Annotated in this window: 11 protein-coding genes; 3 read left to right on the forward strand and 8 right to left on the reverse strand. The window is 39.7% G+C overall.

Annotation, left to right across the window (positions count from 1 at the left end):
- Window positions 1–261: 261 nt before the first annotated feature.
- The gene (locus tag FXV91_RS05065; RefSeq protein ID WP_229389033.1) at window positions 262–981 is read left to right on the forward strand and encodes a DUF169 domain-containing protein; all 720 of its coding nucleotides are present in this window, start codon (window positions 262–264) and stop codon (window positions 979–981) included.
- Window positions 982–1178: 197 nt separating this feature from the next.
- On the opposite strand, the gene FXV91_RS05070 is transcribed toward FXV91_RS05065, so the two are convergent.
- From FXV91_RS05070 to FXV91_RS05080, 3 genes are all read right to left on the reverse strand, one after another.
- Window positions 1179–2567, reverse strand: coding sequence for a tripartite tricarboxylate transporter permease (locus FXV91_RS05070; RefSeq protein WP_229389035.1), 1389 nt, complete (start codon window positions 2565–2567; stop codon window positions 1179–1181).
- Between the two features lie 1311 nt (window positions 2568–3878).
- Window positions 3879–4226 (reverse strand): hypothetical protein, encoded by a 348-nt coding sequence (locus FXV91_RS05075; RefSeq protein ID WP_229389037.1) that lies wholly within the window; start codon window positions 4224–4226, stop codon window positions 3879–3881.
- 186 nt (window positions 4227–4412) lie between these two features.
- Window positions 4413–5147: a pirin family protein gene (locus FXV91_RS05080; RefSeq protein WP_229389039.1), complete on the reverse strand. Its 735-nt coding sequence runs from the start codon at window positions 5145–5147 to the stop codon at window positions 4413–4415.
- A 444-nt stretch (window positions 5148–5591) separates the two neighbouring features.
- Here FXV91_RS05080 and FXV91_RS05085 point away from each other — a divergent pair, with 444 nt between their 5' ends.
- The gene (locus tag FXV91_RS05085) at window positions 5592–6500 is read left to right on the forward strand and encodes a TIGR00269 family protein (protein WP_229389041.1); all 909 of its coding nucleotides are present in this window, start codon (window positions 5592–5594) and stop codon (window positions 6498–6500) included.
- 114 nt (window positions 6501–6614) lie between these two features.
- Here the strand turns inward: FXV91_RS05085 and FXV91_RS05090 are convergent, their stop codons facing one another.
- Window positions 6615–7520, reverse strand: a complete 906-nt coding sequence (locus FXV91_RS05090) for a hypothetical protein (protein WP_229389043.1) — start codon at window positions 7518–7520, stop codon at window positions 6615–6617.
- 201 nt (window positions 7521–7721) lie between these two features.
- On the opposite strand from FXV91_RS05090, the gene FXV91_RS05095 reads away from it, so the two are divergent.
- Entirely contained in the window at window positions 7722–8285 is a 564-nt protein-coding gene (locus FXV91_RS05095) for a hypothetical protein (protein WP_229389045.1), read from the forward strand.
- A 63-nt stretch (window positions 8286–8348) separates the two neighbouring features.
- On the opposite strand, the gene FXV91_RS05100 is transcribed toward FXV91_RS05095, so the two are convergent.
- The 4 genes from FXV91_RS05100 to FXV91_RS05115 form a co-directional block, all read right to left on the reverse strand.
- Window positions 8349–10397 carry a COR domain-containing protein gene (locus tag FXV91_RS05100; protein WP_229389047.1) on the reverse strand — a complete coding sequence of 683 codons (2049 nt, stop codon included), beginning with the start codon at window positions 10395–10397 and terminating at the stop codon, window positions 8349–8351.
- Window positions 10398–10427: 30 nt separating this feature from the next.
- On the reverse strand, window positions 10428–14102 hold the full coding sequence (locus tag FXV91_RS05105) for a leucine-rich repeat domain-containing protein (protein ID WP_229389050.1): 3675 nt from the start codon (window positions 14100–14102) through the stop codon (window positions 10428–10430).
- A gap of 263 nt (window positions 14103–14365) precedes the next feature.
- Window positions 14366–15040: a molybdenum cofactor guanylyltransferase gene (locus FXV91_RS05110; protein ID WP_229389052.1), complete on the reverse strand. Its 675-nt coding sequence runs from the start codon at window positions 15038–15040 to the stop codon at window positions 14366–14368.
- Window positions 15041–15149: 109 nt separating this feature from the next.
- Entirely contained in the window at window positions 15150–15986 is an 837-nt protein-coding gene (locus FXV91_RS05115; RefSeq protein ID WP_229389054.1) for a molybdopterin synthase, read from the reverse strand.
- Between the last annotated feature and the right edge of the window lie 179 nt (window positions 15987–16165).

Genomic DNA, 16165 nt, shown 5'->3' on the forward strand with positions numbered 1-16165 from the left:
TACAATTTCAATCCAATACATTTTAAGTTTTATATTTTTGCTTATCAGTAAGGATCTCACGAGAGTAACGTAGTTTAACATAGTCATTTACATAGTCGTTTAAAACATTCCCGGAAAAAGTTACAGAAAAAGGAGGCTGAAAAGGATTATTGCTTCTGATTTCTATTTAAGCCTTAAGCCTTACACTATTCCTGAAATACGGATATCAGGACCTCCAAGGCAGGACTAACATGGAGTCATTTCTATGAAGGAGTGATTTGTATGGAAACAGCAAGTATCGAGCAGATTAAGGAAATAAATGAGTACGGTAAGGAAATAATTGAATTGCTTAAACTGGAAACTTCACCAGTAGCAGTAGCCCTTATTCAAAAAGGAGCTGAAATTCCTGAAGGGGTCCAGCGGATCAAAGATGGAATGAAGCACTGCCAGATGATGGACCGTGTGCGCAAAACAAAAGAGGAGTTTTATGCCGTTCTTGAAGACCAGACCTGCAAAGGAGGAGCTGCAGCAATGGGGCTCGGGCACATGCCTCCTAAACTGGCAAGCGGGGAGTTCTATTATGACAAACTGAAGCATTTTAAGACCCTCGAAGCTTCGAAAAAGACTCTTGAAAGAGTCCCCATGCTTGAAGCAGAATCTACACTTGCAACTCTTTATGCACCTCTTGAAAGTGCAAGCTTCGTGCCCGACGTTGTTGTGATAATCTGTTCCCCTAAACAGATGATGCTCCTGACCCAGGCAGCCCTTTATAATGAAGGGGGTAGAATTGAAGCCGAATTTGCAGGCAAGCAGAGCCTCTGTTCCGATGCCGTTGCCGAACCCTACCTGACAGGTAAAATGGGAATAACAGTCGGCTGTACGGGCAGCAGGACATATACTGGTATTCAGGAATCAGAACTGACGGTTGGCATTCCTGCAAAATTACTGAAGGACCTGGTAGAAGGGCTCAGAGCGATTGTCGGAAAAGCTCCTGCGCATTAATTAGAAGGGAAAAAGAGCATACTTAAACAGGTCAGCTTTAAGAAAAGCAGTCTTCAGAGATGTATTTCAGAAAGGTATTTTTCAAGAATCGAACTTAGAAGAAAACGATCTTAAAATCTCTGCAAATATCTTTAAAAAGATGTTTTTCTAAAGAAACAAATAATTACAGGAAATAAAGGATTACAGAAAACAAATAACTACAGGAAATAAAGGATTACAGGCAGTAAAATAACTCCCATCGCATGGGATTTCCTGACTTTCATAAAAGACGGGAGCATGCCTATGGGAGTAGAAATTATAAAGAGGAATAGCCCGAAAAGCCCTGTAAAAAGAAATACTGTTATTGCAAGCCCTGCAAGGACGCAGGTACAGAGTTTTGCGTAGTCAAGTTTCCGGAGCATATGGTGGGCGTTATTCCCTATCCAGACTGTGGAAAAGTACGAAAACATAGCAGTCAGCAGGATAGCGGCAAAAAAGAGCAGTATTACCTGAAAACCAAGTGACCCGATTCCCAGGATTTCATTCACGGCAGCCATTGCCCCGCTGCGGGTCTTTCCTATAACCAGAAGAGCTACCAGCCCGAAAATAGCATTTGAAGTATTTACTCCGGAAACTGAGACAATGAACTCCTTTGAACTTTCCAGAGTCTGGCGGTCCGCATAAGGGTCAGAAAAAAGAGAGGATTTTTGTCCTCCGGGCACAGGTTCAGAAGTTTCTTTTTGTATGGACCGCCTGTCGAAGTCCGACTTTACAAAGAGCCCTGCCAGAAGGGCAGCAATAGCAGAAGAAACCCCTGGCAGCCAGGCTACAAGAGAACCTGCGGTGCTGCCCGTAAATACTCCCCTCAGGATCCTTTTCCGGGAAAGTTCAAATCTTGAAACGGATTCGGCCGGGATCTCGGAGCTTGTGAGGAGGCTTATGATGAGCTGGGAAGCCCCGAAAAGTCCGCTGAGGAGAGGAAGGAGCGCGGAGGCCTGCCCGAAGCTTATGACAGGGATCAGAAGGCTTTCTCTGGAGAAAGCAAAGAGCCCCAGAGCTCCTGTGATTAGAAACAGGAAAAGAGCAAGGAGCTTATATCTGTATTTTGCAAGTGAACCCTGCCCCTTTACTTCATCACCTTTCTCGCTCGCAAGCATGATAAATACGATCGTGAGCAGAACCCATGCCATATAGTCCTGAAGGTAAGGATAAATAGCTCCGAAGAAAAGAGAAAAAGGCAGCACAAATAGCATGGATGCAACAACCGAGCCTGCACTTCCGAGGGCAGAGAGGCGTACGGCTTCCGCACCTGCGCCTTCCAGCAAAAGCCTGTGCCCTGGAAGGACTGCAAGTGCCGTATCTCCGTCAGGAGCCCCCAAAAACACAGAGGGAATGATATCGTGAAACGTATGCGAGATGGCATTTGAAAGGATTATAAGGGCAATGTAAAAAGGGGCAATTCCCCTATCAGCCAGAAAGGGTGCAAGAGCCACAAGCGCAAGTGCAAAATTGTTTGTATGTATGCCAGGTAAAAGCCCTGAAAATATTCCTAGAAGGTAACCTGCAAGAACAGAAAAAAGAAGCAAGAATAAAGAAACTTCTTCCACTCAGCCAAAACCCCTTAAAATAATATATTCAAACATTGACAAACTTTATAGAGTATTTTTTACATTTACTATTAATACTTAATCTCTTTACGGTATACAGTTCATTTTTCAGACAGAAGATTTCAAGTCTTAAACCGGTTATATGAAACTGAAAATAATAATTAAAGCAGAGTGGAAGTGAGTCAGGAAAAAAATCAAAAAAAGAGAAAAAAAGAAAAAGAAAGAATATTATGAATAAATAAATTTTAAGAGAGCAGAAAGAATAAATAGAAAGAGATAAAACATAGAATAAGAAAAAAGAACATAGCAGAAAAGAGAAGAAAAGACAAATCGAAGGATAAAACGAAAGACAAATCGAAGGATAAAACGAAAGACAAATCGAAAAATTAACTTGAGAAATCCGATCGAGATCTCAATTTAAGAGTATAAATTTTAAACATGATATTATAAATAAATTTCCTTTGAAATAATGTCCTTATAATGGATAGATAACTTTCCGGCAGAAAGGTATAAATAGCCGGATTTGCCAGCACAAACAATTTTAGTTTACCGATTCGATAAGCCGCTTGAAAATTTTGAAGGCGCTTTATTACATCAAAGAAAAAGAAAAATCATTTCCACTTATGTTTTATATCTAACAGTTATACTATAACATGTAGAGTCCTAAATGCTAATATTGAATGGGGTTCATGAGAGCATTTAGCAAAAAACAGCAGATCAGGACAAATGAGGTTCGCCATTCCTCAACCCTGCTCTGAACAAATGGAACCCCGCCCGGATTAGGTGACTATTGAGGTTTTTTGCCATTCCTCGGTCTCCGTTTTCGGGAGAGGTTTCGCAGACGGAAACCGGAAACGAGGTTCGCCATTCCTCACCCGGCGACCGCAGATATCAGAACCAACAGAGAAGTGAGAGGCAAATCCCTCTCTAAAACTATTTTTACCTCTCACTTCAATTCTGTTCTCTAAATTATCTCACGCCGCTCCCTAAAAGATCTCATTTTGTTCTCTAAATTTATTCTCTAAATTTATTCTCTAAATTATTTAACTTCCGTTCCAAATCTAAATTATACAACTCTGTCATACTGATTATGAGCTTCTGTCATATTGATTATGAGCTTCTGTCATACTGATTGTGAGCTTAATCCTGATTGTAAGCTTAATCATCTTTCTATTTCCAGATTTACGGCCTACTCCGTAACCATGTCCTATGATTTTTTCTTCAGACCTTTCTTTATTTTCAGCTTTCGCCTTTCAATCTTATGCCCTTTCTGTCAACCTTCTTTTTGCTTATTTTTATCTCCCTTTCCGATTACTTTTGCCTCTCCGTCTCTCCCCTGCCTGACTGTTCCTCTTTTTTATCGCTTCCTCTTCCAGGCTGCTCTTTCTTCCTGTCACTTCCTCTTTCGGGTTGTTTCTCTTCTAACCTGTCTTCGTTTTCAGTTATTTCTGCCTCTCCAGCCATCTCATCGCCCGAATGTTCATGTTCCTTCAAACTTCTCTCTCTGATCACCTCTGCCTCTTCGGATTCACCTCTACCTGGCTGATCCTCTATCATATCGCTCCCTCTTCCAGGCTGTTTCTCTTTCTTATCGCTTCCTCTACCAAGTTGATTATGCCTCTTCTCATCCCCTCTTTTCGATCTTTTTGTTTTTTCCAATGATTTTTCCGGTCTTTTTGTTCTGATATCTTTTTATTATCGATCTCTTTTTATTACGACCTCTTTTGATTGTCTAACCTCTTTCTGTTTATCTGTATCTTCCTCAAACTAATTCATCCGGGCTCGATTCTTGCCGCTATTCAGAGAGTACTCTTATTTGCCTGAAAGAGCTTTTGCCAGCTGCGTTCACCGTTTTGCCTGTATTTCTGCTCCCTGCTGGGGAACATCGATAAGGATAAAATCTGCAGGCATGCCGGAAGAAACAGCCTCCATATGGATTGCCTTTTCAAGGTCGATGCGAGCCTGGTCTCCCCGTTCTATCCTCTGGCCATTAACAGAAAGCTCACCGGCAGAAATGTAGATAAAGGTCCGGCGATTCTCCTGTGAATTAAAATGGATAACGTGGCCTTTCTCAAGGCTGGCACGGTAAATTGTTGCATCAGCGTTTATCTTCAGGACGTTTTCAAGACCCTGACCTGAAGCAAGGGGAAGTAACCTATTCCTCCACCCCGATGCCTCGAATTTTTTCTGCGAGTAGGCAGGCTCAAGGCGGCTTCTCGAGGGCAAAATCCATATCTGGTAAAAGTGCAAAGGTTCTTTTCCCGTGTTCAACTCAGAATGATGTACTCCTGTACCTGCGGTAACACACTGCACCTCTCCTTTTCCAAGGACTCCTCTGTTTCCCATATCATCTTCATGCGTTATCTCCCCTTCAAGCACAACCGATATAATTTCCATCTCGGAGTGCGGGTGAGTTGAAAAACCTCTGCCCGGCTGGACAGTATCATCGTTAAAAACGCGCAGGTTTCCGAACTGGACATTATCCGGATCATAATAATTTGAAAAAGAAAAAAGCATGTAACTCTTCAGCCATCCGGAATCCTCAAGATGCCTGGCTTCTGCCGGAATGATTCTTATCATAAAGAGGCCCCTTTTATATTTCCCCTGTAATTATTTGAATACTTGAATAATAAGTAGGGTTTGACTGCTGAGAAGGATATACCTTTGGAAACATAGTTCAGGAATAAAGTTAAGAAAGCCTTCAGACGAGGGTAAAAAAAGTATTCAGGTTTCTTTGAAAAGCGCGTAAAAAACCATATATATGAGGGCTCCCTTTCCTAAAGCAGCCTTCTACAATTAAATTATAGTTAAGTTATAGTTAAATTATATGTCAGTTAAATTATAATTAAGCGATAGTTAAATTCTAGTAAAATTCTTCATTAAAAGAAAACTTATTTAAAACGCGTATAAATGTTAGTAAATGTCCATAAATGATGCACATAAATGGGCTCCGCAGGTACGCATTTTCCGTTTTTTCCAGATTATTTATCCAGAGTAGAAAAAAGGATTTCAAAAGGATTTCAAATGACAATTAAATGTAAAAAATGCAACCATGAAGCTATCATTTTTCAAAAATACTCAGGTATGCATCTCTGCAAAAGACACTTTATAGAGGATGTAGAAAGGAAAATCAAGCTGACTATACGGAAAGATTACAGCATCAGGAAAAATGATGTAATAGCTGTTGCTCTGAGCGGGGGAAAGGACAGCTCAGTTGCTCTCTATATAATGCATAAAATCCTGGGAGATAGACCTGATATTCAGATAGTGGCAGTTTCAGTTGACGAAGGAATACACGGATACCGCCCTCACTCTCTTGAGCTTGCAAAAAAACTTACCGAAACTCTGGGAGTTCGTCATATCATAAGGTCTTTTAGAGATGACCATGGCGTTACAATGGATGAACTGGCTGCAATGGACCGGGAAAAAGGTACATGCAGTTACTGCGGGGTTCTAAGGAAAAGCATCCTTAACAGGGTAGCGCTTGAAATAGGGGCAACGAAATTGGTAACAGGGCACAACCTGGATGATGAAGCCCAGACCATTCTCCTCAACCATTTCAGGGGAGATATGGAGCGCATGGTAAGGCTTGCACCTCCTGTAGCAATTGAAGGGCTCGTAATGCGGGCAAAGCCCCTGCGAAATATTCCTGAAAAGGAAGTAGCACTCTATGCCCTGATAAACTCCCTGCCTGTTGACTTCAGCGAGTGCCCGTATGCAGGGGAAGCTCTTCGAGGAGAAATAAGGGAACTATTAAACGGCTTTGAGACAAACCACCCCGGCACCAAATATTCCCTTCTCCGGGGTTTTGACAAACTCGTAGGAGCCCTTGCAAAGGAACTTCCTCCTGCAAAAATAGAAAAATGCAGAATCTGCGGGGATACCTGTACTGAAGATATCTGCCAGGCATGTAAACTGCTTGGAAGGACTTGAAAGCAGAGAGGAAAAGGGAAGCAGAAAGGAAAAGGGAAAGAAAAATAAAGTCAAAAAAAGTGTAAAAATAAGGAAAAGTGCAGGTTTCAGAAGTCTTCCAGTTTCAGGAATCTTTCAAAATCCTGCCGGGTCGGAAAGCAGGTCAGAAGGGTTATAGAGTTCCTTTTCCTCCCCTGTAAGGTAGAGGCGCGTCCACAGGACCGCAGTAAGCGGCTGCAGTATGAGAACCGGGACAATGTATGTAATGCCTGAAAGCAGGATGCTCTCAGAGCCCAGAAACTCACCGATAAAACTATTGATGAAAGCAAGCCCGATAGAAATAATCCAGATAAAGAAAACATCCAGCTTATTCTTCAGGAAAAACCTGTAACCTGTTTTCAGAGCTTCAAGAGGCTCAAGTTCATCGATTACAAGGGCATAAGGGGCAAGGGAAAGTACGATATTTATGGCAAGGATATAGATACCCCATATAAGGATCCCTATAGCGAGCGTGCCCATACCTTCCACAGTTGCCTGCGGATTCTCTATCAGACCGCTCATATCCCCGATTGTAAGGGCTGCAGGCACTATGAATACAATGCCCACAAGAAGCATCACGGCTACCAGCACGCTTGTGAGAAAAAGCCTGAAAGCGTTTTTAGAACCGGACCTGATCATATCCGATAATACGGTATCCCCGGTCTCAGAAGCTTTTTTTGCCATCCCGATTGCCCCTGCTGTGAAAAACGCCTGTAAGAACGTGCCAAGCAGGAAAAAAACAATAGTTACAGCCAGCATGGTTGGAATATTATTCGTGAATCCTTCCCAGATTATGGAGTAAAGCTCCTCAGTAGAAAGAGCTTGAGGGTCAATTACACTCCCCGAACCTGAGGCAAAGAGTAATACGCCCATTATACCGAAGAAAAAAATATAGAGAATCAAATTAACAAAAAAATTCAGGACATATGGAATACAAATATTTAGATTTCTAACCCAGGTCTTGAACCCTCTGTTCACTATTGTTCCAAAATCTTCATGCATGTGACACGACCTTCCAATTCTAAAGGCAGCGGCTCTGCATTCCCTCAACAGTCACGTCCTGACTGACTGCAAAAATGGGGTTCGTCTGCAGGCTCACATATACCATTTTCGCATACATATGCAGAAGATAAATATATAATCTCTTATTTCGGTACAGATAAAAATAGTGACAATCAATAATGAAAGCAACAGGCGATCCACATGAAAAAGCTGGAAAACTACAACCCCCATGCAGCCCGGGATAACTCTGCCGCCCCCGAAAATTCCACCAATTCCAGAAAGTTTACAATCCCGGATAAACCTGAAACCGATAACATCCGGCAAGAAGTACTTGTCCTGGGACATTGCCTGCTCAACCCTCTTGCAAGGGTAAAAGGAGCAAAGCCAACCACCCCTGTTGACCCTAAAGGTGCAAACGTTATTCAGCTCCCTTGCCCCGAGTCGATGTACCTGGGAATGAGACGCAGGGAAGTTACCAAAGACCAGCTCGACCACCCAGCCTACAGGCTTTTCTGCAGGAAAATCTTCACCCCCTTTGCAGATATGCTCGAAGACCTTGCAGCAAACTGCGTAAGCATCAGAATAGTCGGCGTTCCGAAAAGTCCTTCCTGCGGCGTAAAAATAACCAGTGTCGGCGGAGAGCCCGGAAAAGTTAAGGAATTTCACCACAGTCATGCTCCGGGACCGGGGGTGTTTATGGAAGAGATTATAAAAGAGCTTAAAAGGCGCGGGGTTAAGTTTGAGATAGAGGACGCGGGAAAGTGAAAAGAAGAAAGCTATACTTATACAAGCATATTTTCTAGTGAAAAATTATATCTTAAAATCAAATCATTTCTTTAGTATCATTTTGATCAATTTTAATAAATCACTAGGGTTTACTCCTATAGGACCCGCGTTAATCGAAACTGCATTCAGAAAACTGCTTTTTAATCCCTCTTCTGTATCAGCTTTGTCTTTCAACTTACAGAGAATCTCTAATATTTCTTCATTGGTCATTTCCTTAACGTCTGTCTTATTAACAGTTCCTAATAACTCTCTAACGTCATAATCGTGATCAGTTCCCTCAGGCATATATTTCCTCTTTCCGTTATTTTCTAGCCTGACCAGATGCTCGTAGCTAATACTCACTTCAGGCTTATCTGGCAGAGGAACTTTTTCGATGGGGTTTAAATCTTCAAAACTCTGATTTATTTCTCGAAGTGGACAAAGAATAGCTGCGAGGTAATCTCTTTTTTGTTTACCGTCCACATATATGTATATTTTTTTGGCCTCATTATCGGCTTTTATTACAGCAGACGATCTAAATTGTCTGTTTTTAAGTACTACTCCTGTTTTCCACCGAAGATTATCCATTATATCCTTGTGCACTTTGACGATAAAGCGAGGCATTACCGATCTTGGCAAATAATCATATTCAATGAAGAATTTTAAGGCATCAACATAATTAAAATCAAATTCAGGTTCCTGAATATCAAGAAGATCAGGTAAAAGGATAGTTTGTTCATCAATCTCATAGCATAATTCAAATTTTCTCATTAAACTTATTATGAAATTATATTGAGCTGGAGAGTAATAATAATCGGTTTCTTTTTCTTTCTTTAAAAACTCTCCTAAGAACTTAAACTTCAAAACACCCCCAGATCCAAGTAATTTTTCTGAGTTAATTATCCTATAAACAGCTTCTGTTATCCATCTAGGCTCCAGCACATGTATATCTAGAAGTGGAATTTCTTTAAAGTGTATTACTACCCCAAGATCGTTTAGATAATCAATAAGCATGTTCTGGCTATGATCTTCTGTTATGCATTCGTTATGACAAACTTCTTTATATTCTTCATATGATAAAAACTTGCTATTCGCATTTTCTAATTTTGTTTTCACAGTAAGCCAACTTTTTTCCCGCTTTATCTGTATATGATCAATCTTTGTTAATTCTATTGAAAGGTTATCTTTAAAATCCTTTATTCCCACATTATTCTTACAGGAAATACGATAGAAATCCTTTATGTAAGGATACTTTTCTTTCAGAGATTTCCTCTCTACATCAAAAGAGGGATTTTCATCTACCTTATTTATAACAACAAAAACAGGTGAGTCCCCCCCAAAACTCCGGATATGCTTGAGCCAGTAATCTGCTTTTTCTTCTTTTCTGGAATCTAGAACTAGAATATAAAGGCTCCGTCTGGTTAAGAAAAATTGGTGAGTGGCATGCATAATTTCTTGCCCACCAAAATCCCAGAAGTTGACTTTTACTTCTTTTCCATCCTCACCAAAAATCCATTTTTTAATATTTATACCACATGTTTCTGGTTCTTTTTCATTGAATTTCTCGCCAACTAATACATTAACTAGAGAAGTTTTACCCGATCCCCCCTCTCCCACCAACAAAACTTTCACTTCTCGAATTTCCTTTTTATTTTCGTCTAGTAATCCAAAAAAGTCAATTACTGTATCTCGGCCTTCTTTTACAACTTCTACAGGAGGTATCTTAAGAGGATTATCTTTCATATAAATTATATTGTTTTTCTGACGATCTTCCCATTCAATTTCCAAACCTAGGTCAGTAATTTCAGAGGGCAAGGTGGCTAGCTTATTTTCAGAGATATCAAGGCTAGTAAGATTTTTCATCAGCGAGATTTCAGGAGGCAATGAGACTAAGTTATTTCTATATAAATAAAGCTTTTTTAGGTTCTTCATTTCTGAAATTTCATGTGGCAGTAGAGTCAGTTGGTTCCTAGATAGATCAAGTTCTCTAAGATCTTTTAATTTAATAATCTCTAGAGGAAATGTAGTAAGTTGAGTTTCAGATAAGTCTAGAGAAGGTTCTCTACTTCTCCTAGCTTGTTCAATAAGCTGTTTAACTCTCTCTGTTTTCACTATAATTCCTCTTAATGTAATTTATTAGAATTAGGATTTTCGTCCTTTCAATTCGCGATCAAACTTAATCATTTCAACATTATTTAGCCTTAAATCAAAAGATTTGATGGCCAAAATAATCTTACTAATTGCTTCTAAATCATTTTTATTAGTAACTCCTAGATTACGTTCTTTTATCTCTTGAAGAGCCTTCAAAATTTCTTTATCACTCATCCCTAATTTTTTTAGCGATTCCTTTACAAGTGTCTCCATCTCAATCTCCACCAAATCATTTTTGTTGATGACCATCTCAAGCAATTGATTTACATAATATTCACGATCAGATCCATCAGGCATGTAGAATTCAATTCCCCTTGATTTCAGTTTAATTAAATGGTCATAACTAACAGCCACTTCAGGCTCGTCAGGCAGCGGAATTTTTTCTGTTGCTTTTAACTTTTCAAAGCTATTGTTTATTTCCCGGAAATTTTGAAGAATGACAGAGAAATAGTCCTTTCTTTGCTCTCCATAAACGTAAACGTTTATTCTTTTTGCTTCATTGTCAGCCCTAACCACAGCAGAAGAGTTAAAGTTTGCATCTTCCAGAACTACTCCTGTACGCCAGCGCAGGTCATCTTTTATGTCTTTGTTCATCTTCACGATAAAACGAGGCATCACAGAAGGTGGAAGGAAATCATAATCTATAATAAATCTCAAAGTCTCTTCATAATCAAACTCGAAATCTGGTTCTTGAATTTCCAGTAACCCAGGGAGAAGAACTGTGCTGTCGTCAAGGTCATAAGAGAGTTCGAATTTCTTCATCAAACTGATAAAAAAGTTATACTGATTGGGAGGATAATAAAAATCTTTTTCAGTTCTTTGTTTTAAAATTTCAGCAAACATATTTAGTTTTAGAACTCCTCTGGACTCGGCAATTTCCTTTGAGTTAACCAGCTTATAAACTGCATTAGTCACCCATTCGGGCTCAAGGACATGCATGTTTAGGAGAGGTATATCTCTAAAATGTAGTATTACTCCCAGATCATGAAGAAAATCAACGAGAGTACTTTGTTCTGATTCGCTGTTTATTCCTTCTTCATCACATATTAGTTTATATTCATCATATTGAATAAAACTACAGTGCTCACACTTGTCCTTATCTGAAAAATGAGAAATGCAGTTAGGACACATTTTTTCAAGTTTACTTTTTATATTGAACCAACTTTTCGGCCATTTGATTTCAAGATGCTTAACTCTTTTCAATTCATCTTCAAGAGTTCTCGAAAACTCCTTTATTCCATCTCCAGATGTGCAGGAAAGCCTGTAAAAACCTCTGATTGAAGTATATTTCTCTCGCAGGAACTTCCTGTTAAGTTCAAAAGCAGGGTTTTCATCTATCTTATTAATTACAACTAAAACAGGAGAATCTCCACCGAAATTCTCAATTAGTTTAAGCCAGTACTCAGGCTTTTCATCCTTTCTTCCATCCAGTACTAAGATATAAAGACTCCTTTTTGACAAAAAGAACTGGTGGGTGGCATGCATGATTTCCTGTCCACCAAAATCCCAAAAATTAGCCTTGATTTCTCTCTCTTCATTTTTCACTACAAATTTCCTGATGTTGATTCCCTGTGTCTGCGGCTCATTCCCATCAACTTCTTCTCCAAAAATCCGCTTAACCAGTGAAGTTTTACCTGCACCTCCTTCTCCTACCAGTAAAACTTTTACTTCATTTAATGGTTCTTTTTCATTCTCTGACTTAAAATAGTTGAAAACTGCTTCGCGGCCCTGTTTCACAATCTCTATTGGAGGATTTTCAAAGGGATTCTCCTTTACAAAAATTTTATTATAGTGGTCCCGTCTATTTTCCCATTCAATTTCCAGTTCCAGTTGCAAAATTTCCTGTGGTAGTGAATTCAGTTGATTTCCGGATATATTGAATTGAGTAAGATTTTTCAACTCTTTTATTTCAAGCGGAAGCGAAGTCAGTTGATTTCCGGATATATTGAATTGAGTAAGATTTTTCAACTCTTTTACTTCAGGCGGAAGTGAAGTCAGTTCATTTCTGGATATATCGAGATAAAACAAATTTTTCAACTTGGTAATTTCAGGTGAAAACAAAGTGAATTCATTTATGGATATATCGAGATAAAACAAATTTTTCAACTTGGTAATTTCAGGTGGAAACGAAGTGAGTTTATTTCTGGATATATAAAGTTGAGTAAGATTTTTCAGCTCTTTTATTTCAGGCGGAAGTGAAGTCAGCTCATTTCCAGATATATCGAGTTGAGTAAGATTTTTCAGCTCTTTTATTTCAGGTGGAAGTGAAGTCAGTTGATTTCYGGATATATTGAATTGAGTAAGATTTTTCARCTCTTTTATTTCAGGCGGAAGCGAAGTCAGTTGATTTCCGGATATATTGAATTGAGTAAGATTTTTCARCTCTTTTATTTCAGGCRGAAGCGAAGTCAGTTGATTTCCGGATATATTAAATTGAGCAAGATTTTTCAACTTGGTGATTTCAGGCGGAAGTRAAGTTAGTTGAGTTCCAGATATGTCGAGATGAATTAGATTCTTCAACTCAATGACCTCAAACGGAAGCGAAGTCAGCTCATTTTCAGATATGTCAAGTTCAGTAAGATTTTTCAGCTCTTTTATTTCAGGCGGAAGTGAAGTCAGTTGATTTCCGGATATATCGAGTTGAGTAAGATTTTTCAGCTCTTTTATTTCAGGCGGAAGTGAAGTCAGTTGATTTCCAGATATATCGAGTTGAGTAAGATTTTTCAGCTCTTTTATTTCAGGCGGAAGTGAAGTCAGTTGATTTCCGGATATGTCAAGTTCAGTAAGATTTTTCAACTCTTTTATTTCAGGCGGAAACGAAGTCAGCTCATTTCCAGATATATCGAGTTGAGTAAGATTTTTCAGCTCTTTTATTTCAGGCGGAAGCGAAGTCAGTTGATTTCCGGATATATTGAATTGAGTAAGATTTTTCAGCTCTTTTATTTCAGGCAGAAGCGAAGTCAGTTGATTTCCGGATATATTAAATTGAGCAAGATTTTTCAACTTGGTGATTTCAGGCGGAAGTAAAGTTAGTTGAGTTCCAGATATGTCGAGATGAATTAGATTCTTCAACTCAATGACCTCAAACGGAAGCGAAGTCAGCTCATTTCCAGATATATCGAGTTGAGTAAGATTTTTCAGTTCTTTTATTTCAGGTGGAAGCGAAGTCAGTTGATTTCCAGATATATCGAGTTGAGTAAGATTTTTCAGCTCTTTTATTTCAGGCGGAAGTGAAGTCAGCTCATTTCCAGATATATAAAGTTGAGTAAGATTTTTCAGTTCTTTTATTTCAGGTGGAAGTGAAGTCAGTTGATTTCCGGATATATCGAGTTGAGTAAGATTTTTCAGCTCTTTTATTTCAGGCGGAAGTGAAGTCAGTTGATTTCCAGATATATCGAGTTGAGTAAGATTTTTCAGCTCTTTTATTTCAGGTGGAAGCGAAGTCAGTTCATTAAAAGATATGTCAAGTTCAGTAAGATTTTTCAATTTGGTGATTTCAGGTGGAAGCGAAGTCAGTTCATTAAAATATATATCGAGTTGAGTGAGATTTTTCAACTCGATGATTCCAGGCGGAAGTGAAACAAGATTTCTATTTGATAGATCTAATGAAGTTACATCACTTTTTTGAGCCTCTCTAATCAGATCCTTTATTTCTTTTTGTGTCATGTATAATCCCTGCTTCACTGTCTCACGCGTTTGTTATTATAACTACTGAAAATTCAATATATAACATTACAGTTGTTAACCCTAGATAGTTCATATATAAAAAATAAAGCTAAAAAGTAGAGACAGTCGTTAGCTAAATATTTTTCGATATTATAACAAAAATAATTGAAGTCTTGAAGAATTTATGATATGAATAGTATAAAGACGCTATCCCAGCTACTTCTGCAAGTAATAAATAGATCAATAGGATAATTGCAATTAATTTACAATTTAACTTTTTCCACCTCAGACCCGATCATACTCTCAAGATCTTCAACAGTATTGATATTCGCAAAAGTCTTCAAATCAGGATCAAAATCCAGAATTTCCGAAATCTCAACAAAAATAACATCCTGCATCTGAAAAACCGGCGCAAGCACTGAATGTTTCCCCTTCTCGAAGGCTTTCTCGATTTCAGGAATTAGTTTTCTGGAATAAACTGCGTGCAGAGGCTCAAACATTCTCTCGTCCCACCTCGGGAGAGCAGCATCGTGCCCTTCTGCTTTTTCAAACAGCAGGTCTACAACTCTGAAATTTACAAAGGGCATATCTCCGGCGCAAATAAAAGAGTATTCTGACCTGGATTCAAGCAGCCCCGCCCGGATGCCTTCAAGGGGACCGGCATCATCCAGAGTGTCAAAACAGAAACGGATTTCACAGGCAGAGAATTTTTCGAGCACAGGCATAAGTTTTTCTTTCTGGGACATATCCCGGACCGAAAGGATGACCTCGTCCACAACCCGGAACAGGTTTTCAAGCAGGCGCTCAAGGATAGTTTTTCCTTCGAATTCGAGGAGGGCTTTTTCGACCAAACCCATCCTGCGGCCCCTCCCACCTGCGAGGACGATTGCGCTTCTGGTTTTTGTTCTGCCCGGTTTAAATTCTGTTTTTCTGCTCATTCTATTTCCGTTCCGGTTTTTGCTACTTTTAGTAAGAGGTTTTCGTTTTTAATGTCGCAGTTCTCGTTTTTAATACCGTTCTTCTTCTCTTCTTATTACATTTTTGCATTCAGGCGTGTTCCCGATCGTGTACCCAGAACTCTTCTTTTTCTGTGAACTCCTTTTTCCAGATCGGGGCTTCAGCCTTTACCTTTTCTATGGCTTCGCTGAGGGCGGGAAAGAGTTCGGTCCTGTGGGCGGATGCGATCACTATGTAAACGATGTCCTCTCCGGCTTTGATAACGCCTGTTTTATGGTGGATAAGGACTTCGAGAATGCCTTCTTTTTGCTTGATTTCTTCGCGGATTTTGTCCAGGGCCTTTGAGGCTTCAGGTTCGTATTTCTCAAATTCGAGCCTGGCTGTCTTTTCCTCTCCTGCAAGCTCGCGGACGATGCCAGAAAAGGTGCCGATTGCTCCTGCTTTCCTGATATCCGGGTTCCTCCGGGCTTTCTTTATAAGTGCTTCCAGGGTATAGCGGTCCGGCTGGGCAAGGGCGATTCCTACCAGGGAAGCTGTAAGTTCCTCGTGAGGGTCGATATTTTCAGGCATCCTGAAAACGACATTCGATACTCCTTCAACGTTTCCGAGCGCAATTTTTGGAAGGTTACTCCCCTTAAAACCTTCTACGACAGCAAAATCAAGCCCCTGGTCGCAGAGCATATCAAGGGCATCTTCAAGGTCGGAATCCCTTGAAAAGCTGACCAGTTCGGTGCCTGTTATCCCTATGACTGTTTCTGCTCCTGCATCAAAATGCCTTCCAGTATCCGTTTCCCCGGGATTAAGGCGCTGTTCTCCCATGTGTTTTACAGTACCCACTGTCCCGAATCCGGAAAGCTGCCGGACAAGGGATGAAACAAGGGCTGTTTTGCCCGATTTTTTATACCCAACAACGGAAATGACTTTCATCAAAGAGCCTTATGGATTTCCCGGTATAAGTAAGGGTCGGCAGCTTTTAACCGTCCAGATTTTAAAATATAACCGTTTACATTTAGAGAGGTTATCCGCGAGATTCCTCAATATAGCAACCTTTTACATTTTTTGGGCTAAATTAAAGATATTTAGGAAGGTTCAAATATTAAAACTCT

The sequence above is a fragment of the Methanosarcina sp. DH2 genome (assembly GCF_020804225.1).
Lineage (GTDB): Archaea > Halobacteriota > Methanosarcinia > Methanosarcinales > Methanosarcinaceae > Methanosarcina.

What these genes read in the sequence shown, in the direction of transcription:
- FXV91_RS05065 (WP_229389033.1), top strand. Translation starts at nt 262, where the DNA reads ATGGAAACAGCAAGTATCGAGCAGATTAAGGAAATAAATGAGTACGGT.
- FXV91_RS05080 (WP_229389039.1), bottom strand. Translation starts at nt 5,147, where the DNA reads ATGATAAGAATCATTCCGGCAGAAGCCAGGCATCTTGAGGATTCCGGA.
- FXV91_RS05085 (WP_229389041.1), top strand. Translation starts at nt 5,592, where the DNA reads ATGACAATTAAATGTAAAAAATGCAACCATGAAGCTATCATTTTTCAA.
- FXV91_RS05090 (WP_229389043.1), bottom strand. Translation starts at nt 7,520, where the DNA reads ATGCATGAAGATTTTGGAACAATAGTGAACAGAGGGTTCAAGACCTGG.
- FXV91_RS05095 (WP_229389045.1), top strand. Translation starts at nt 7,722, where the DNA reads ATGAAAAAGCTGGAAAACTACAACCCCCATGCAGCCCGGGATAACTCT.
- FXV91_RS05110 (WP_229389052.1), bottom strand. Translation starts at nt 15,040, where the DNA reads ATGAGCAGAAAAACAGAATTTAAACCGGGCAGAACAAAAACCAGAAGC.
- FXV91_RS05115 (WP_229389054.1), bottom strand. Translation starts at nt 15,986, where the DNA reads ATGAAAGTCATTTCCGTTGTTGGGTATAAAAAATCGGGCAAAACAGCC.